This is a genomic window from Mycobacteriales bacterium, from assembly GCA_040902655.1.
GTDB lineage: Bacteria > Actinomycetota > Actinomycetes > Mycobacteriales > SCTD01 > SCTD01.
The window spans coordinates 81,503-100,352 of record JBBDWV010000052.1; the positions used below are offsets into that span (position 1 = coordinate 81,503).

Sequence of the window (18,850 nt, forward strand, 5' to 3'; positions counted from 1 at the left end):
CGGGCGACGCCGACGGGCGTCGCCCGCGCTCGCACTCCCGAGAGGACGGAAGCTGCATGGACGAGGTCGAGGAGCCGGTCGACCCTGAGGCGCCGGGCTCGCCCGCCGCGTGGGGCAGTGACCTGGTCGTTGACGTGCTGCGTGCGCTGGACGTGCCGTACGTCCCGCTGAACCCGGGATCGTCTTTCCGGGGGCTGCACGACTCGCTGGTCAACTACGGCGGCAACCGGGTTCCCCAGCTGCTGCTGTGTCTGCACGAGGAGATCGCCGTCTCGATGGCGAACGGCTGGGCCAAGGCCACCGGCCGGCTCGGCGTCGCGGCCGTCCACGACCTCGTCGGTCTCATGCACGCCTCGATGGCCGTCTACGACGCCTACTGCGACCGTACCCCCATGCTGGTCCTGGGAGGCAGCGGCCCGGCCGACCCGGTCCAGCGCCGCCCGATCGACTGGATCCACTCGGCCACGACCCAGGCGCAGCTTGTGCGCGACTACGTCGTCTGGGATGCCGAGCCGATGACGGCTCAGGCCTTCGTGCACGACACTCTGCGCGCGGCGCAGCGGGCGATGTCGGCGCCGCAGGGCCCGACGTACGTCTCGCTGGACGCAGGCGTGCAGGAGGCTGCGCTGGTCGAGCCGGTTTCGCTGCCGGACATCCGGCTGCGTGCACCCATGCGCGGGACGGCAGCCATGGCAGACGACCTCGAGGACGCCGTCGCCCTCCTGCTCGCGGCCGAGCGGCCGGTCGTCGTGGCCGGGCGCGTGAGCCTGGACCCGCGGGCCACCGGGCTCGTCACCGAGGTCGTCGAGCTGCTCGGCGCGGCCTACCGCGACGACCGCAACGCCGTCGTCCTGCCGACCGCCCACCCGCAGAACTGCTCCGGTGACGCGACCCTCCTGCAGGAGGCGGACGTCCTGCTCACCGTCGACGTGGTGGACCTGAACGCGCTGCTGCGCGGCCAGTCCAAGGGCGCGCGCGGGACGCCTGCCGAGCGGCTCGACCGACCGCGCATCGTCGACCTCTCCTACGGGGACCTCGGCCTGAAGTCCTGGAGCAACGCGCTGGTGGAGGCGGTGGATCGCGACGTGCACCTGCTCGGCGATCCCTTGCACGTGCTGGGGCAGTTGGCTGAGCTGCTGCGCGCGCGGGTCGACCCGACGGCCCGGGACGAGCGCGCCGCTGGCGTGCGCGAGCGCGCGGCGCGGTTGAGGCAGGGCCAGCTGGAGCTCGTCCAGGACCGCTGGGACGACCGCCCGATCTCCCAGGCGCGGCTGGTGGCCGAGCTCTGGACGGCGGTCAAGGACGTGGACCACCTGCTCTGCCTGCGCAACACGCGCAGCTGGACCGAGGGGGCGTGGCAGTTCGCCGGTGCGGGCACCTTCCTGGGCGCTCCGGCCGGGGGTGGTGTCGGCTACGGCCCGGGCGCGCTGATCGGTGGTGCGCTGGCGGCCCGCGACCGCGGTCAGCTCGGCGTCGGGATCATCGGCGACGGTGACCTCCTGATGGCAGCGGGCGCCCTGTGGACGGCGACCCACTACGGCATCCCGGCCCTGGTCGTCGTGAACGACAACGGCTCGTTCTACAACGACGAGCCGCACCAGGCCGCCGTCGCGACGCGGCGTGGACGGCCTGTGGAGAACAGCTGGATCGGTATGCGGATCTCCGCCCCGCCTGTCAACTTCGCCGCGCTGGCCCGGTCCTACGGCTGTGCCGGCATCGGCCCGGTCGACGACCCGGCGGACCTGGCTGAGGCCTTCGCTCGTGGTGTGCGGGAGGCGCGGCTGGGGGCGACTGTCGTCGTGCACGTCAAGACGGCCCGCGGCTGACGATGGCCGAGGGTTAGCCGAAGCCGTGGAAGGCCTTCCAGGCGGCGCGCGACCGTCGCCTGGCGGCGGCGTTCCCGCCGCGTCGTCGGATGCAGCCGTCGCGGGTCGTGCTCCACAGCGTCGACAACTACCGCGCGGGCGTCGCCGACCGATCGCTGCCCGTGGAGGAGTCGGTGCGCGGACGAGCTCGGCGGGATCGGCCGGCTGGGCGGCGATCGAGCGGATCGCCGAGCTGATGGCGGCCTGTCGACGGGTGGGAGTGCCTGTCGTGCACGTCGTCGGTCTGCCGCCCGATTGGTCCGGGATCCCTACCTGGCGCTCGGGTGGCGGGGGCCGCCGAGAGGCCGGTGGCGACGGCCCGGACGCGCTGGCGCGGCGGTCGTCCGACTTCGAGTTCGTGCCGCAGGCCGCACCCGCGGCGGACGAGCCGGTGCTCGCCAAGTCCGCCCCGAACGCGTTCTCCGGCACGCCGCTCACGGCACTGCTGACATTGCTGGGCTGCAGGACGGTCATCGTCGTCGGGCAGCGCACGAGCGGCTGCGTAGGGGCGACCGTCACCGACGCCGTGAGCTCGCGGCTGTCGGTCGTGGTGCCGCTGGAGTGCGTCTACGACCGGAGCGAGTCCTCGCACGCGATCAACCTGTTCGACATGCACGACAAGTACGCCGACGTCCTGCCCCTCGACGGGTTGCTGCGTGAGATCGGCAGCTACGCCGAGAGTTTCGCCTGAACGGCGACTACTTCATCTGGCAGACCACGTCGACCAGGGCCGGCATCCCGGTCGCCTGCACGTGGTCCGCCGCCCGCTGGACGGCTGCCCGCACGTCGTCCGGGTTCGTGATGGGGCCCTCGGCCTCCCAGCCGAAGGACCGGGCCAGCGCCGCGAAGTCCGGTGCCGGGTTGTCGATCTCCATTCCGATGTACGCGCGCTCGACCGGGGTTCCGCGCTGGCGGGCAAGCCGCTCCTGGTGCTCCCAGTCGTTGTAGTACGCCCGGTTGTTGAACATCACGACGAGCATGGGGATCTTGTAGTACGACGCGACCCAGAGGGCGCCGGCGTCGAACATGAGGTCACCGTCAGGCTGCAGGTCCACCACGAGGCGGCCGGTCCCCTTGTGCGCCAGGGCGACTCCGAGGGAGATCCCGATCTGCGTCGCGGTGCCCAGCTGCCGGCCAGGGTGGCGGTGCGGCTGGTCGAAGTCCCAGGTCTTCTTCGCCCACTCCGAGGCCGTGCCTGCGGTGAGGACCCAGTCGGTGTCCCGGATGACCTCCCAGACCTCTGCGGCGAGCCTGGCGGTCGAGACGGGGGACTTGTCGGCCAGCCCGGCGGCCTGCGCGCGCCAGCCCTCCCAGGCCGCAGCGTGCAGCGCCGCCAGGGCCTCCCGGCGTGCGGCGCGCGAATCCCCACGCTCGGCCGTTTCCGTGGCCACCAGCTCGCGGCACAGCTCGAGCAGCATCGGCAGGGCGATCGAGGTGTCGGCGGTGACCTGCAGGTCGGTCTCGACGAGGGCGGCGTAGTCCTCGCTCCAGGACGACAGGCCCACGTCGTTGAAGCCCAGGTCGAGCACGCGGCACCCGGGCGCGAGCCGCGACTGGACCGTGCGCGTCGTCGACTCGAGTACCTGGGTGGGCTTGCCCATGTCCTTGACGTCGAGGAACAGCAGGCAGTCAGCCTCCTCGAGGGCCTTGGTGCCCGTCACGCACAGGGGGTGCCGGTTGGGGAAGTTCAGGCGCACGCCGGTGTCGTCGACGCCTGCGCCGATCAGCTCGGCCAGGGAGACCAGGTCTTGGAAGGACTGCGGGTCGCGCCCGGCGTAGCCGGGGATGACGACGGGTCGCTCGGCGGCGACCAGCTGCTCGGCGAGCTGTCGCAGGGCTGAGGGGTCGGGACCCACCGTGGCCGGCACCTTGAGCCGGTCGAAGTCCGGCATCGGGACCGGGTCGTCGAGCAGCTGCTCCTGGAGTCCGGCGTCCAGGGCGATGTAGACCGGCCCTGCCGGCTGGCTGGCGGCGACCCGGTATCCGCGGGCCACGGCCTGCGGCACCGACTCGAGGGAACGCGGCTCGTAGTCCCACTTGGTGTAGTCGCGCACGGCGTTGCCCTGCACGTTCGCGCCGTGGATCCAGTCGATGTAGGGGCGGCGCTTGTCGTACGCCGCCGGCCCCGACCCTCCGAACACGACCACCGGGGCGCGGTCGATGTGGGCGTAGTAGATGCCCATCGTCCCCTGCAGAAGACCGACGACGTTGTGCAGGATGACGGCCATCGGCCGGCCGGTGGTCTTTGCGTAGCCGTGCGCGAGGGCGACCGCGATCTTCTCGTGCGGACACTCGATCATCTCGATCTCGTTGTCCGCGTAGTTGATCAGCGAGTCGTGCAGACCTCGGAACGAGGAACCAGGGTTCAGCGCCACGTAGGGAAAACCCATCGCCCGCATGGCGTCGACCATGACGTCGGAGCCGTAGGTGGGCTTGTCGTAGGGAGCAGGCACGGTCGCTCTCCGATTCCGATGGGCGGGCGGCTTGCTGGTGGCAACCGGCTTCCGGACGGGCAAATAGTAATACCAATAGACGTCCGGTGATGGCCAGCACGGAATCAGGTGATCGCCGGGCCCACCGTGTCGGGCGGGGGCACCTGTCCGGCGGGGTCGTCGACGGCCCCGCGGAGTGCACGCAGCCGGGGAAACAGGGCCAGACCCGCCACGACAGCCGTGGCGCCGGCCACCAGCAGCCCGGCCCGGGCGCCGAACAGCTCGCAGATCCAGCCGAGCAGAGGGCCGCCGATGGGGGTGGAACCGAGGAACACCAGGCCATGCAGGGCCAGGACCCGGCCGTGCATGCCGGGGTCGCTGCCGAGTTGGAGAACGGTCCGGCCGAGCGTGTTGAAGACGATGTTGGCGAAGCCGATGGCAACCATGGCTGCGTAGGCGGCGACCAGCGTGGGGGCAGCGGCAGCCACCAGATTGACCACGCCGAAGGCCAGGCAGGACAGCAGCAGTCCCCAGGACGTGGCCGTTTCGCGCGAGGCGCTGTACAGCGCGCCGAGGACCGCTCCGAGCCCCAGTGCTGCCGTGAGGTAGCCGTACACCTCGGCCCCGCCGTCGAAGGTGGACTGCGCCAGCAGCGGCAGCACGACGCGGAAGTTCTGACCGAACAGCGCGACGATGCCGACCAGCAGGAGGACAGCGCGCAGGTCTGGTCGGGACAGCACGTAGCGCAGCCCCTCGAGGGCCTGGCCCTTGCGCGGGCCCCGGGCCGGCCGGCTGCGCATGCTCGTCGGGTCCATGCGCAGCAGGCCGACCAAGACGGCCACGAAAGACAGTGCGTTCACGACGAAGGCGATGCCCACGCCGGTGGTCGCGATGAGCAGCCCGGCGATCGCCGGCCCGACCAGGCGCCCGGCGTTGTGCACGGTGGAGCTGAGCGCCTGCGCGTTGACGTAGTCGGCCGGCTCCACCATCTCGCCGATCAGCGCCTGCCGGGCGGGGGAGTCCAGGACCGTGGTGAGCCCGAGGGCCAGCGCGAGTGCGTAGACCATCCAGAGCTCGACGAGGCCGGTCAGCGCCAGGATCGCCAGGACCGCGGCCAGGATTGCCTGGACGCCCTGCGTTCCGATGATCAGCCGACGGCGGTCAACGCGGTCGACGACCGTCCCTCCCCACAGGCCGAGCACCAGCATCGGGCCGAACTGGAGGGCGGTGCTGATGCCCAGGGCCACCCCGCTGCCGGTGAGCGTCAGCACGAGCCAGTCCTGCGCGACGCGCTGCATCCAGGTGCCGATGACCGACACCGCCTGGCCGAGGAAGTAGCGCCGGTAGTTCGGCTCCTTCAAGGAGCGGAACGTGCGGCGGTGCGTCCGCCGGGCTGCGCGGGCGAATCTCCTCATGCTGCGTGGGCCGTAGGGGACAACGTCGTCGCAACGCGCATTGCCGCCCCCTTCCTCGTCACCGCTTCGAATGGTATGACCAACAGACCGCCAAGGAGGAAATCCTGTGCTGCTGATCGACAACCCGACCACCGCGTCCGTCCTCGAGATGCCGGCCGTGGTGGAGGTGCTGGAGCAGGCCTATCGAGATCTGGCTGCGGGGGAGGCGTTGTGCCGCCCGCGGATCGACCTGCGCTTCCCGGTGGACGAGCAGGCGGTCTACCAGTGGGGGACGATGGAGGGCGGTTCGACGACGTCTGGCTACTACGCGATCCGGATGAAGTCCGACGTGCTGACCGAGGTCGAGTACGGCGGGACGCGTACCCAGGAGAAGTTCTGCGTCGAGCCCGGCACGTTCTGCGGGCTGGTCTTCCTGCTCTCGACCCGTACCGGGGAGCCGCTGGCGATCCTGAACGACGGGGTGCTGCAGCAGATGCGGGTCGGAGCGGACTCGGCGATCGGGGTGAAGTACGCCGCCCGAGAGGACGCTAAGGTCTTGGGGATGCTCGGCTCGGGCGGGATGGCCCGCAGCCACCTGGAGTCGATCCTGTTGGTGCGGGACCTGGAGCGGGTGCAGGTGTACAGCCCGACCCGGGCCAACCGGGAGCGCTACGCCGGCGAGATGACCGAGCGGTACGGCATCGAGGTCGTCGCGGTGGAGACGGCGCGCGAGGCCTTCCGGGGCGCCGACATCGTCTCGGGCTGCACCGACGCCTCGGCCGAGGTCATCATCGGGGACTGGCTCGAGCCCGGTACGCACGTGACCTGCATCGGCGGGCGGTCCGACGCCCGTAGCAGCGAGGTCATCGACGTGTGGCTGCGGCTGGGCACGGCGCCGGCGCCGCTCAACGACCCGACGTGGCGGCCGACCGACGAGTACATCTCCTACGCAGCTCGTCCGCAGGACCCCGTCTGGGATCAGCACCGGCACGGCAGCGTCCGACGTCCGCCGGAGGGCGCCGGCGCACCGCGCAGGGTGTCGTTCGAGGACGTCGTGCTCGGCGGTGTCCAGGTGCGCACGAGCAACACGGAGATCACCTACTCCGAGCGGGGCAACATCCAGGGCGCGCAATTCTTCGCTGTCGCCGGTCTCGTCTACGAGCAGTGCGTGGCTCAGGGCCTCGGCCGGGAGTTGCCGACCGCGTGGTTCCTCCAGGACATCAGGGACTGACCTCGCGCAGACGGCCACGCCTGGACGAGGTCACGGTTGCACGACGACGGGCCGGAGCAAGCGCTGGAGCCTTGCCATGTCTATGGGTTAATGGTAAGACCTTAGGACCAGGGCTGTTACCTGGCTCACAGTGCACGCCGCTACGGCCGTCCCCGGATCTGCTCGCCCCACCCCGTCCCGACCCTCTGTCGCAGGAGTCCCTGATGCGTTCTTCCCTCCCCACCCGGGCCGCGGCCGCCGTGGCGGCCAGCCTCGTGCTCGCCGGTTGCGGCGGATCGCCCACCGGCTCCTCACAGAGCGCGGAGCGCGGCGGCAGCAGCCGGGAGGGCTCCGACGTCGCTGTGAACGCCAAGGAAGCCTACGACCGGATCAACGGCCTCTCCGGCCAGGAGCGCACCGACGAGCTCGTCGCCTGCGCCGAGGAGGAGGGTCAGCTCAACGTCTACACGTCGAACACCGACATGGAAGACCTGATCGACGGCTTCACCGACGAGTACGACATCGACGTCAACAACTACCGCGCCGGCTCGGAGTCGGTCCTGCAGCGGCTGCTGCAGGAGGACGCGGCCGCCTACTACGGCGCGGACATCTTCGAGACCAACGCCCTCGAGCTCGGTGTCGCCTCGCAGGAGGGCCTGCTCTACCCGTACCAGAGCGAGCTGCGCGACTCCGTGCTCGAGGCGGGCCGCCAGTCGGAGGACTGGACGGCCACCCGTTTCAACGCCTTCGTCGTCGGCTGGAACACCAACAAGGTCGCGCCCGAGCAGGTGCCGACCACCTTCGAGGAGCTGGCCGAGCCGCAGTGGAAGGGCCGGATCTCCATGGAGGTCGGTGACGTGGACTGGTTCGCCGCGCTGCACGACTACTACGTCGAGGAGCAGGGCTGGGCGGAGGAGAAGTACACCGACTTCATGACCCGTCTGGCCGCGAACTCGCAGGTCGTCAAGGGCCACACCGTGCAGGGCGAGCTGCTCTCGGCCGGCCAGTTCGACATCGGTGTCTCGCTCTACAGCCACACGGTCGACAAGGCCGCCGACAAGGGCGGGCCGGTCCAGTGGATGCCGGCCACCGGTGAGCCCGTGCAGCCGATCGTGGTTCGCCCCAACGGCATCGGGCTGGTCAAGACCGCGACCAACCCGTGCGCCGCGACGCTGTTCGTCGACTTCGAGCTCACCGGCGGCCAAGAGGTCTTCAAGGAGGCCTTCCGCATCGGCTCGGTCGAGGGCACGGACAACCCGCTCTCCCAGTACGAGACCTACCCGGTGCCGGAGGACAAGCTGCTCGAGGACCCCGACACCTGGAACAAGGCCTACGAGGACGTCGTCGCCAACGGCCAGGCCTCCGGGTGACGTCCCGCCCCGTCCGTCCCCGCACCACCCCCAGCTACGAGAGAGTGAGCACATCCATGCGGAAGCCCCGCACCGTCGCCCGCACCGCCGTCGCGGCCGGCGCGATCGTCGTCCTGGCCGCCTGCGGCGGCAGCCCGACCTCGCCGTCCTCCGGAGCCGGCAACAACCAGGACAGCGGCCCCACCGACGCCGAGCAGCTCTACGAGGAGATCGGCGGCCTGTCGGGCCAGGAGCGGCGCGACCGCCTGGTCGAGCTCGCCGCGGAGGAGAAGGGCTTCAACCTCTACACCTCGATGAACGCCGACGTCCTGGACGAGGTCGTGTCGGCCTTCGAGGACACCTTCGACATCGAGCCGAGTGTCTACCGCGCCGGCTCGGAGACGGTCCTGCAGCGCATCCTGCAAGAGGCCGACGCCGGCTTCCCCGGCAACGACGTGGTCGAGACCAACGGCAGCGAGCTCGGTGCGCTCCAGCAGGAGGGCGTGATGGTCCAGTGCAGCGCCCAGGAGCTTATCGACCAGGTGCCCGAGGCCGGAGTGTCCAAGGACTGGGTCTCCACCCGCTTCAACATCTTCGCCCCGAGCTGGAACACCAACATCATCTCCGACCCGCCGGAGACGTGGGAAGACCTGGCCGACCCGAAGTACGACGGCCAGCTGGCTCTCGAGCTCGGTGACTACGACTGGTACCTCGGCCTGACCGACTACTGGCTGTCCAAGGGCAAGACCCAGAAGGAGATCGACAAACTGTTCGCCGACATGGTCGACGGAGCCGTCGTCGTCAAGGGCCACACGGTCATGGCCGAACTCATGAGCGCCGGCCAGTTCGGCCTCGCGGCCTCGAACTACACCTACATCGTCGAGGCGGCCAAGGCCGCCGGCGCACCGGTCGAGACCCAGCCGTACGTCAAGCCGGTCATCGCCCGGCCCAACGGCGGCAGCTGCATGAAGAACGCCGAGAACCCGGCCACCGCGATGCTGTTCATGGACTGGCTGCTCGAGGAGGGCCAGCAGGTCATCGCCGGCATGGAGCTCACCCCCGCCATCCAGGAGGGTGAGGCGTTCGCCGAAGACGAGCTGGTCGCGATCGACAGCCAGAAGCTGCTCACCGAGGGCCAGGAGTGGAGCGGCAAGTACGACGAGCTGCTCTCGGGCGTCAAGACGGTCAAGTGACCCGTCGGGGGGTGCCGTGCATGTCACGGCACCTCCCGGTCGGGCGTACGTCCTGACGACCTCTGGTGCGGCCCATCGCAAACACGTCCTATCGATCGAGGAGCCTTTCCCCCGATGACGTTGACCATCCCTCCGGTTCCGGGCGAGGAGCGGATCGAGGCGACCACGTCCGAGGTCCCTGCCGCCCCCCGGAGAAGGCTGCCGCTCTCGCCCAAGTTCTTCATCGTCGTAGGGGTCGCGGGCGCCATTGGCTACCTGGCTCTGGTCCCGCTGGTGTACCTGCTCTGGGGCACCTTCTTCGACGCCACGGGCTTCGACCTGGGTGGTTTCGAGCGTGCGTACGGGAACGGCCGGATCGGTGAGCTGTTCGGCAACTCGCTGGCCTTCGCCGGCGGCGCCGCGCTGCTGTCCATCACCGTGGGCACCACGCTCGCCTACCTCAACGTCCGGACGGCGGTGCCGTTCAAGGCGCTGTTCTTCGCTGCCTCGATCGTGCCGCTCATCGTGCCCGGCATCCTCTACACGGTCTCGTGGATCTTCCTTGCCAGCCCGCAGATCGGCCTGCTGAACGAGGCTACGGCGACCCTGTTCGGCGTCCGGCCCTTCGACATCTTCACCATCTGGGGGATGATCTGGGTCGACGGGCTGCACTCGTCGCCGATCGTCTTCCTGCTCATGGTCGCGGCGTTCCGCTCGATGGACCCCTCACTGGAGGAGTCGGCGCTGATGTCGGGCGCGTCCCGGCTGCAGACCCTGCGCAAGATCACCCTCCCGCTGGTGAAGCCTGCGCTGCTCGGTGCGGTGCTGATCATCCTGATCACCAGCCTGGAGTCGTTCGAGGTGCCGGCCCTGCTCGGGTTGCAGAACGGCATCTACGTCTTCACCAGCCGCATCTACTTCGTCCTGCGCAGCTACCCGCCGGACTACGCCGGCGCCGGGGCGCTGGCCGTCAGCCTCCTGGCCATCGCCATCATCGGGGTGATGCTCACCCGCTACTTCATCGGCAAGGGGAGCAAGACGTTCCAGACCGTCACCGGCAAGGGTTTCCGCCCGCGGCCGCTGGACCTGGGCAAGTGGCGGCCGGTCGTCGGCGCCGGCATCGTGATCTACTTCTTCGTCACGGTCGTCGGGCCCCTGCTCGTGCTGGTCTACGCCTCCTTGCTGCCCTTCTACCAGGCGCCCTCCGCGAACGCGTTCGCGTCGTTCTCGTTCGACAACTACGAGACCGTGCTCAACATGCGGTCGGCCGCACGGGCCCTGCGGAACAGCTTCATCCTGGGCATCGCCGCAGCGACCATCGTCATGTCGCTCATGGCGATCGCGGCATGGATCACCGTCCGGTCCCGCATCCCCGGCCGCGGGATCGTCGAGCAGGTGAGCTTCGTGCCGTTGGTCATCCCCGGCATCGTGCTCGGCCTGGCCATCTCCTTCGTCTACCTGCGCAGCCCCATCCCGATCTACGGGACCCTGTTCATCCTGCTGATCGCGTACTGCACCAAGTACCTGCCCTACGGCATGCGCTACGCGACCACGTCGATGACGCAGATCTCCAGCGAGCTCGAGGAGTCGGCGTTGGTCAGCGGCGCGAGCTGGTGGACGACGTTCCGCCGCGTGCTCCTGCCGCTGCTGTCCCCGGGCATCCTGGCCGGCTTCGTCTACATCCTGGTCGTGAGCTTCCGCGAGCTCTCCAGCTCCATCCTGCTCTACAGCCCCGGCAACGAGGTGCTCTCCATCCTCATCTGGGAGCAGTTCGAGAACGGCTCGTTCAACGTGCTGGCTGCGATCGGCGTGCTCATGGTCCTGGCGCTCGTGGGCATGGTCGCCATCGCCTACAAGCTGGGCGCGAAGGTCGGGCTTCGTGACGATTGAGCCGACCGGCACCACCTCCCTGCTGACGTCCCACGCGCAACGGTCGAAAGGACCAACGGTTCCCCCATGCTGACTGTCGACAACCTCGTGAAATCCTTCGCCGGAGACAAGGCGCGGGGCAGGACGGCGAAGGCCCAGGCCGGCCACACCACCGTGTACGCCGTCAACGACGTCACCTTCGAGGTCAAGGAGGGGGAGCTGTTCACCCTGCTGGGCCCGTCCGGCTGCGGCAAGACGACCACCCTGCGGTCGATCGCCGGCCTCGAGAAGCCCGACAGCGGGAAGATCGCCGTGGGTGACCGGGTGATGTTCTCGTCCGGGTCCGCCGGGCGGACCGTCAACATGCCGGCCAACCAGCGTGGCCTGGGCATGGTGTTCCAGTCCTACGCGATCTGGCCGCACATGACCGTCTTCGACAACGTCGCCTTCCCGTTGCAGGTGCGCAAGCGCGCGGACCGGCCCTCGAGGAAGGAGATCACCGAGCGCGTCGAGCGCGTGCTGGAGACCATGGAGCTGTCCGAGCAGATCGGTCGGCAGGCCACCAAGCTCTCCGGCGGTCAGCAGCAGCGTCTGGCCCTGGCCCGGGCGCTGGTCATCCAGCCGCCGCTGCTGCTGCTCGACGAGCCGCTGTCGAACCTCGACGCCAAGCTGCGCGAGTCCCTGCGCTACGAACTCAAGCGGCTGCAGCGGGAGCTGGGCATCACCTCGGTCTACGTCACGCACGATCAGGTCGAGGCGCTCGCTCTGTCCACGCACATCGCCGTCATGCAGGCCGGCGCGGTGGTGCAGCTGGGCAAGCCCCGCGAGATCTACATGGACCCGACCAACCGGTTCGTGGCCGAGTTCATCGGCACCTCGAACTTCATCCCCGGCACGATCGGCGCGGCAACGGCGGAGCACCACAGCGTCGAGACGGCCAACGGTCCGCTCTACCTGGGCTCGGCGGACGAGCTCGCACCCGGAACCGAGGTCGTCGTGTCCATCCGGCCCGAGGCGGTCGACCTCACCACCCAGAGCCGACCGGGTGTCCGGAACGAGTGGCACGGCACCGTGGTCACCCGGGCGTTCCTCGGCGACTCGGTCGACCATGTCGTCGCCGTCGGCAAGCAGGAGATGCGGGCCCGCACCAGCCCGGACATCTCGATTGAGCCCGGTACGCAGGTCTACCTGCAGCTGGACCCGGCGAAGATCTCGCTCGTGCCGGTCGGCTGAGGTGGCGTTGCCGCAGGTCCTGCACAACCGGGACTTCAACCTCTACTGGTCCGGAGTCGTCCTCAGCCAGATCGGCACACGCGGCACGGTCGCGGCGAACCTCTACCACGTGTACGCGCTGACCGACTCCATCGCCTACACCGGGCTCGTCGGGGCCGGTCAGGCGGTCGCCCTGCTGCTGCTCAGCCCGCTGGGTGGTGCGCTGGCCGACCGCTTCGACCGGCGACGGCTGCTCCAGTGGGCGCAGTCGGTGTCCCTCGTCGTCGCGCTCGGCCTGGCGGTCGCCACGTTCACCGGCGCGGTCGAGGCCTGGCACGTCGTGCTCAGCGTGCTGTTCACCACGGCGGCAGCCACCTTCGACCAGCCGGCCCGGCAGGCGCTGATCCCGGCCATCGTCGGCAAGAAGCACATCGGTGAGGCGATCGCGCTGCTCAACCCCTCACGCGAGGTGGCGGTCCTGGTCGGCCCGCTCCTGGCGGGTCTGCTCATCGCCGTCGGCGGTCCGGGGCTGATGTACGCCGTGGATGCCGGCACGTACGCGGTCTTGATCGTCGTCCTGGTGTTCGTCAGGGTGCCGAAGCTCGTGCCCACGGGTGCGGCGGCCGGGCCGATCTTCGGAAGCATCGCCGAGGGCGCCCGGTACGTGCTGCACCGGCCCCTGATCACGAGCCTGATGGCGCTCGACCTCTCGGCGACGGTGCTCTCGGCCTACAGGGTCCTGCTCCCGGCGATCGCCACCGACCTGCTCATGCTCGGCCCGACGGGGTACGGCGTGCTGGCCAGCGCGCCGTCGGCCGGAGCGCTGCTGGCCACCTACACGATCTTCCGGGTGGTCAAGGACTCGCGCCGGCAGGGCAAGGTGCTGCTGCTCTCGACCCTGCTGTACGGCATCGCCGCCATCGGCCTCGCCCAATCACCGTCGGTGTGGCTCGCGGTGGGCGCCGCGCTGCTGCTGGGATCGTTCGACGCCATGGCGACGACCATCCGGCATGCGGCCGTGCAGATCGACACACCCGACGAGATCCGCGGCCGGGTCACGGCCTTCTACCAGATGTCGTCGCGAGGTGGTCCGGCCGTCGGCGACACGGTGATGGGTGCCTTCGCCGGTGTCGTGGGGCCGGTCGTCGCGCTCACCATCGGCGGCTTCGGACCGATCCTCGTCGCGCTCGGGTTCGCCTCGCGAGCCAACCGGGTGCGCGACTACGCAGGCATGGTCGAGGCAGAGGCCGAACCGGTCGAGCCGGTGGCTCCGCCGGACGCACGCCCCGTCTTCCAGGAAACCCGCGAGCGCCCGTGAGCAGACACGTCCGACCCCGTCCACCCGCCCGACCGACCGAGGTCACCATCAGCTCCCCCGGGATGGGCTACCGGACCTTCGGGCGCACCGGCCTGCAGGTCAGCGTGTGCGGCCTCGGTGGTGGAGGCGAGAGCCGGCTCGGTCTGAAGAAGGGCTCCACCGAGGAGCAGGCGATCGGGCTGGTCCAGCGGGGACTCGATCTCGGCATCACCTACTTCGACACGGCGCCGAACTACGGCACCGAGGACGTGATCGGTCGCGCACTCCAGCGGCACCGGGCTGATGTCGTGATCTCCACGAAGACGGTCGCCCGCCGCGAGGACGGTTCGCTGGTCGGCGGCACGGATGTCCGCCGAGCCCTGGAGGCGTCGCTCCGGAACCTCCGTACCGACGTCGTCGACGTTTACCACGTGCACCGGGTCCGGCCGGAGGACTACGAGCACACGGTCGCCGAGATCGTGCCCGAGCTGCTCGCACTCCGGGACGAGGGGAAGCTCCGCTTCCTCGGCATCTCCGAGAGCACCGGCGGGGACGCCCGGCACACGATGCTGTGCCGCGCCGTAGAGGACGACTGCTGGGACGTCATGATGACGGGCTTCACCTTCTTCAACCAGTCGGCTCGCGACCTGCTGTTCCCGGCGGCGATCGACAAGGACATGGCGGTCGAGATCATGGCCTCGGCGCGCAGCTACTTCAGCCGCCCCGAGCAGCTGGCCTCCGAGATCGGCCGGCTGGTGGACGCCGGCCTGGTCGGCAGGGACGCCGTCGACCTGACCGATCCGCTCGGGTTCCTCACCCGGGCCGGCGTGCCCTCGCTGACGGAGGCCTCCTACCGCTTCGTGGCGCACGAGCCGGGCGTCCACGTCGTGCTCGTCGGGACGGGGAACCCCGCGCACCTCGAGGAGAACGTCCGGGCCCTGAGCGCAGGCCCGCTGCCTGCGGCGGTGGCCGAGCAGCTCACATCGCTGTTCGGCCACCTCTCGATGGCCGTCGACGCCCCCTGGCGGCAGGGACCGACGCACGACCACAACCAGCACGTTCCAGCGACAGGTCGAGGAGAGGACCAGCGATGACGACGACGGAGGGCAGCAAGCCCCACGTGACTTCCTACAGCATGAAGGTCCCGCTGCTGACCAGCGGCCGGACCAACGAGGTGCTGGCCCGCACCGCGACCACCGAGGTGCGCGCCAAGGTCTACGCCGAGGGCGGGGAGAACGGCCTGCACACCCACCTGGACGAGGACCACACCTTCTTCGTCCTCGACGGGCAGGCCACCTTCTTCGGGCCGGACGAGCAGAGCACGGTCGTCGGCCGCTACGAGGGCATCCTGATCCCGGCCGGCGCCTTCTACCGCTTCCAGTCCACCGGCGACACCAACCTCGTCCTGCTCCGCTTCGGCGCCGACGTGCCGGCGCCCGAGGGGACCTCAGCGCCCCGCGTGGGCATCGACGGCTCGCCGCTGGAGGGGAAGGACCCGCGCAACAAGCAGGTGCCGCCGGAGTTCTCCGGTCGCACCTTCGGTGCGGACGGCTGAGCACCGAGACGGCTGCGCCTGCAGACGCTCCCGGCTCGGTCGAGGGCACCGACAACCCGCTGTCCCAGTTCGAGACCTACCCGGGTGCCTGTGCAGCAACTGCTCGACGACCCCGAGACCTGGAACAAGGCCTACGAGGACGTCGTGGCCAAGGCCAGGTCATGGGCTGACGCCCCGCGCGGACCCGTCCTGCCGGCCTCGGGCGTCCCGGTCAGGCGGAGGTCCCGCGCCGGGAGGGGTGCCGGTCGAGCGCGGTGAGGATCTCGTCAGTCGTCCGCGCCCGGGCGGTGCGGGGGAAGACATCGTCGGCAAAGAAGGCGCGCTGGGGAGCGCGGCCGGTCAGGCCCTCGGGGACGACGAAGACCTGCAGGTCCAGGTCGCGCGCCGCGTAGGCGGTGGACGCGACGCCGACGTGGGTGGAGCCGCCGACGAGGATGAGCGTGTCCGCGCCTCGGGCCCGCATGGCCGGGAGCAAACAGGTGCCGTGCAGGGCCGACCAGCGGTGCTTGGGTACGTCGAGGTCGTCCGGCTGCTGGCCGAGCTCGACGAGCGTGCGGTAGCCCGGGTCGCCCTGGCCGTGCGGCGGGCGCAGCGGCCGTGGATGGTCCGGTCCGAACGCCCGGTGCCGGCCGTCGAGGTCGGTCAGCGCACGGGCGAAGTCCAGGCCGTCCGCCCGGTGGTCGGCCCGCGCCCAGGCGACGACGACGCCGCGCGACCGGCACCCGTCGGCCAGGCGGCGCACACGCGGGATCGCCCCGGCCGCCTCCGCGCCGTCCCGGTAGTGCTCGAGCATGTCGAATACGCAGAGGAACGTCCGTGCGGGGTCGAGCACCTCCTCGCCGCGGAACAGGGTCGGATCGGCGGCGCTCACTGCGGCGCCGTCCGCACGTGCACGACGGCGACCTCGCCCGCGAGGGCCTTGGCCACGCCCTCACCGAGGGCGCCGGGCAGGTCGTCGGGCTCGCAGACCGGCCCCGTCGCCCAGCAGCCGTACGACCGGGCCAGCGCTGCCAGGTCGACAGCCGGGCCGGTCATGCGCATCCCGATCCAGCTGTTGTCCGCCGCGCGGCCCCGGTGGCGTGCCACCTCCGCCTGGTGCGGCTCGTCGTTGTAGAAGCTGCTGTTGTCGTTCACCACCACCAGAGCCGGGATCTTGTAGTGGACGGCGGTCCAGAGCGCCCCGGGGGCCATGAGCAGATCGCCGTCACCCAGGATCCCGACCCCCAGCTGACCGCGGTCGCGAGCAGCCAGCGCCCCTCCGACCAGGGCCCCTGGCCCGTAACCGACCCCGCCCCCGCCGGAGTGACCGAGGTAGCTGCCGGCGCCCGGGAACTGCCAGACGCCCTCGGGCCAGGTGCGGGTGTTGCGCAGGCAGAGCAGGTGCTCGACGTCTTTGACCGCCCGCCAGGTCTCGGCGACGAGGCGAGAGGGGGCGATCGGCGTGCCGTCCCAGCGCTGCTCGACCGCGGCCCACTGCCGCGCGCGCAGCGCGGATACCCGGCGGCAGACGGCGTCACGGCGCCGGTCCGCCGCGGCGGGGTCGAGTCGCCTGCGGACCGCGGCGGTCAGCTGTGCCAGACCGAGGACAGGGTCGGCCAGCAGCTGCACGGTGCGGGGGACGGGCACGGCGAACGCATTGCTCCAGGACCGCAGGCCCAGGTCGCCGTGAGAGAGGTCGACCACCGCAGCGTCGGGCAGCGGCGCGGTGTCCCCGCGGCCACGACCCTTGCTCCGCAGCAGCCCAGGCAGGTCCACGACGTCGACCGCGAGGACCACGTCCGCCTCATGCAGCAGGTCGACGTCGCCGGTGGCGTTCTGGCGGTGGGCGGTCGGGAAGGCGACGTTGTTGCGGTCGTCGCGATAGGCCGCGCCGAGCAGCTCGACGAGCGCGACGAGCGGGGCCGTCGCCCGGGTGTCCAGGCCGATCCGCCCGGCGATGACGACCGGGCACTCAGCCGCGACGAGCAGCTCTGCGGCGCGGTCGACCTCCGACTGGAGCGCCGCAACCGGCGGTGCGGGAGCGTGCAGGGCCAGGTCCGGCAGCGGGACCGGACCGGCCAGCTCTTCCTCCTGCACGCCGGCGTCGAGCGAGACGTAGGCGGGTCCTCGCGGCGCGGACAGGGCCCGCTGCCGGGCCCGCGTGACGTCCGCCACCGAGGCCGCAGCGGTCGCGGGTTCGGCGTCCCACACGACGAAGTCGCGGACCAGCTGGGCCTGGGTCGTGGCCGAGTGGATCCAGTCGATGGGCCGACGCTGCGCGGGGTCCATCGGGCCGCTGCCGCCCAGGACCAGCAGCGGCGTGCGGTCGCAGAAGGCGTCGTAGACGGCCATCGAGGCGTGCATCAACCCGACGAGGTCGTGTACTGCCGCAACGCCCAACCCGCCGGTCGCCTTGGCGTACCCGTGTGCCAGGGAGACCGCGATCTCCTCGTGCAGGCACAGCAGCAGCTGCGGGCTGCGGTTGCCGCCGTGGTTGACCAGCGAGTCGTGCAGGCCGCGGAAGCTCGAGCCCGGGTTGAGCGGGACGTAGGCGATCTCCATGGACCGCAGCAGGTCGACCACGGCGTCACTGCCGTAGGTGGCGGACGGTCCGCCCGGTACGGGCAGCTCGACGCTCACGACCCGGACCCGACCGCCGCGTGCAGGTCCTCGGCCAAGAGCAGACTCGGGTCGAGCGCCACCTCGCGTCGCTGCGCCAGGGCCGCGAGCACCAGCTTGCGGACCCGGCGCCCGTCCCAGCCCGTGCAGCGTTCGGCCAGCGCGGCGTGCAGCGCGTCGTCCTCGGCCAGCGGCTTGATGTCCGGCCAGATCCCGGCCAGCTCGCGCAGCGACGCGGCGACGATGGCCGCGACGGTTGCGGCGTCCGGGAGCGGGACGTGCAGGACGAGGTCGGCGCGCGAGAGGAACGCCTCGTCGATGGCCTGCGGGAAGTTCGTCGTCGTCACGAACAGCACCCCCGGGTGGGACTGCGCGACCGCGTCGATGCCGGCCAGGAGCGCGTCGGTGGCGCGATGGACGTCGACGGGGTTGGTTTCGAAGGAGGCGACCGAGCGGCGCACGGCCAGCGACTCGACCTCGTCGATGAGGACGACGGTGTGTGGCCGGCGGGCAGCGAGCTCGGGGACCGTGTCGTACAGCAGCCTGGTGATGGCCCGCTGGCTCTCGCCGAGCATCTCGCTCGGGAACGCGTGCGGGTCCACCTCTACATAGGTGGTCGCACCCTGGGGTGCCAACGCGCGCGCCGCCGCCTGGGCCAACCCGCGGGCCAGCGTCGTCTTGCCGGTCCCCGGAGGACCGGCAAGCACGATCAACCCGTGGGGAAGGCCCGGCAGCGTGGCCAGGCGGTGGCCGTGCCGCATGGTGAGCAGCGCGGTCGACAGCAGCCGCTCCTTGGTGCCGGGTGGCACCAGGATGTGGTCCCACGGGCCGTCGTGGTGATCCGAGGGCAGGGCGTGCATGGAGAGCACGCCCTGCGGCAGGGCGCTGGACCGCACC

The 18,850-nt window shown here is 70.6% G+C and carries 15 protein-coding genes; 10 read left to right on the top strand and 5 right to left on the bottom strand.

Annotated elements, in window-relative coordinates:
- Both WD794_14930 and WD794_14935 read left to right on the top strand, forming a co-directional pair.
- On the top strand, positions 1-1,826 hold a 1,826-nt coding region (locus WD794_14930), incomplete at its 5' end, for a thiamine pyrophosphate-binding protein (GenBank protein ID MEX2291604.1).
- A 25-nt stretch (positions 1,827-1,851) separates the two neighbouring features.
- Complete coding sequence (locus WD794_14935) at positions 1,852-2,556, top strand: isochorismatase family protein (GenBank protein MEX2291605.1); 705 nt, start codon at positions 1,852-1,854, stop codon at positions 2,554-2,556.
- A gap of 7 nt (positions 2,557-2,563) precedes the next feature.
- On the opposite strand, the gene WD794_14940 is transcribed toward WD794_14935, so the two are convergent.
- Entirely contained in the window at positions 2,564-4,318 is a 1,755-nt protein-coding gene (locus WD794_14940; GenBank protein ID MEX2291606.1) for a thiamine pyrophosphate-binding protein, read from the bottom strand.
- A 104-nt stretch (positions 4,319-4,422) separates the two neighbouring features.
- Positions 4,423-5,658 (bottom strand): MFS transporter, encoded by a 1,236-nt coding sequence (locus WD794_14945; GenBank protein MEX2291607.1) that lies wholly within the window; start codon positions 5,656-5,658, stop codon positions 4,423-4,425.
- A 160-nt stretch (positions 5,659-5,818) separates the two neighbouring features.
- Here WD794_14945 and WD794_14950 point away from each other — a divergent pair, with 160 nt between their 5' ends.
- From WD794_14950 to WD794_14985, 8 genes are all read left to right on the top strand, one after another.
- On the top strand, positions 5,819-6,922 hold the full coding sequence (locus WD794_14950) for a hypothetical protein (protein MEX2291608.1): 1,104 nt from the start codon (positions 5,819-5,821) through the stop codon (positions 6,920-6,922).
- A 203-nt stretch (positions 6,923-7,125) separates the two neighbouring features.
- Positions 7,126-8,271 carry an ABC transporter substrate-binding protein gene (locus WD794_14955; protein ID MEX2291609.1) on the top strand — a complete coding sequence of 382 codons (1,146 nt, stop codon included), beginning with the start codon at positions 7,126-7,128 and terminating at the stop codon, positions 8,269-8,271.
- Between the two features lie 56 nt (positions 8,272-8,327).
- Positions 8,328-9,443, top strand: a complete 1,116-nt coding sequence (locus tag WD794_14960) for an extracellular solute-binding protein (GenBank protein MEX2291610.1) — start codon at positions 8,328-8,330, stop codon at positions 9,441-9,443.
- Between the two features lie 114 nt (positions 9,444-9,557).
- Positions 9,558-11,312, top strand: coding sequence for an iron ABC transporter permease (locus WD794_14965; protein MEX2291611.1), 1,755 nt, complete (start codon positions 9,558-9,560; stop codon positions 11,310-11,312).
- A gap of 66 nt (positions 11,313-11,378) precedes the next feature.
- Positions 11,379-12,524: an ABC transporter ATP-binding protein gene (locus tag WD794_14970; protein MEX2291612.1), complete on the top strand. Its 1,146-nt coding sequence runs from the start codon at positions 11,379-11,381 to the stop codon at positions 12,522-12,524.
- Position 12,525: 1 nt separating this feature from the next.
- A complete protein-coding gene (locus WD794_14975) occupies positions 12,526-13,821 on the top strand; it encodes an MFS transporter (GenBank protein ID MEX2291613.1) in 1,296 nt (431 codons plus the stop codon).
- Positions 13,818-14,894, top strand: a complete 1,077-nt coding sequence (locus WD794_14980; protein ID MEX2291614.1) for an aldo/keto reductase — start codon at positions 13,818-13,820, stop codon at positions 14,892-14,894. The genes WD794_14975 and WD794_14980 overlap by 4 nt, the downstream gene beginning before the upstream one ends.
- Entirely contained in the window at positions 14,891-15,355 is a 465-nt protein-coding gene (locus tag WD794_14985) for a cupin domain-containing protein (GenBank protein MEX2291615.1), read from the top strand. The genes WD794_14980 and WD794_14985 overlap by 4 nt, the downstream gene beginning before the upstream one ends.
- A 211-nt stretch (positions 15,356-15,566) precedes the next feature.
- Here the strand turns inward: WD794_14985 and WD794_14990 are convergent, their stop codons facing one another.
- The 3 genes from WD794_14990 to WD794_15000 are packed head-to-tail and all read right to left on the bottom strand — an operon-like array spanning position 15,567 to position 18,849.
- A complete protein-coding gene (locus WD794_14990) occupies positions 15,567-16,226 on the bottom strand; it encodes an isochorismatase family cysteine hydrolase (GenBank protein MEX2291616.1) in 660 nt (219 codons plus the stop codon).
- On the bottom strand, positions 16,223-17,974 hold the full coding sequence (locus tag WD794_14995; protein MEX2291617.1) for a thiamine pyrophosphate-binding protein: 1,752 nt from the start codon (positions 17,972-17,974) through the stop codon (positions 16,223-16,225). Before WD794_14995 ends, WD794_14990 begins: the two co-directional genes overlap by 4 nt.
- Positions 17,971-18,849, bottom strand: a complete 879-nt coding sequence (locus WD794_15000; protein MEX2291618.1) for an AAA family ATPase — start codon at positions 18,847-18,849, stop codon at positions 17,971-17,973. The genes WD794_14995 and WD794_15000 overlap by 4 nt, the downstream gene beginning before the upstream one ends.
- Position 18,850 lies beyond the last annotated feature (1 nt).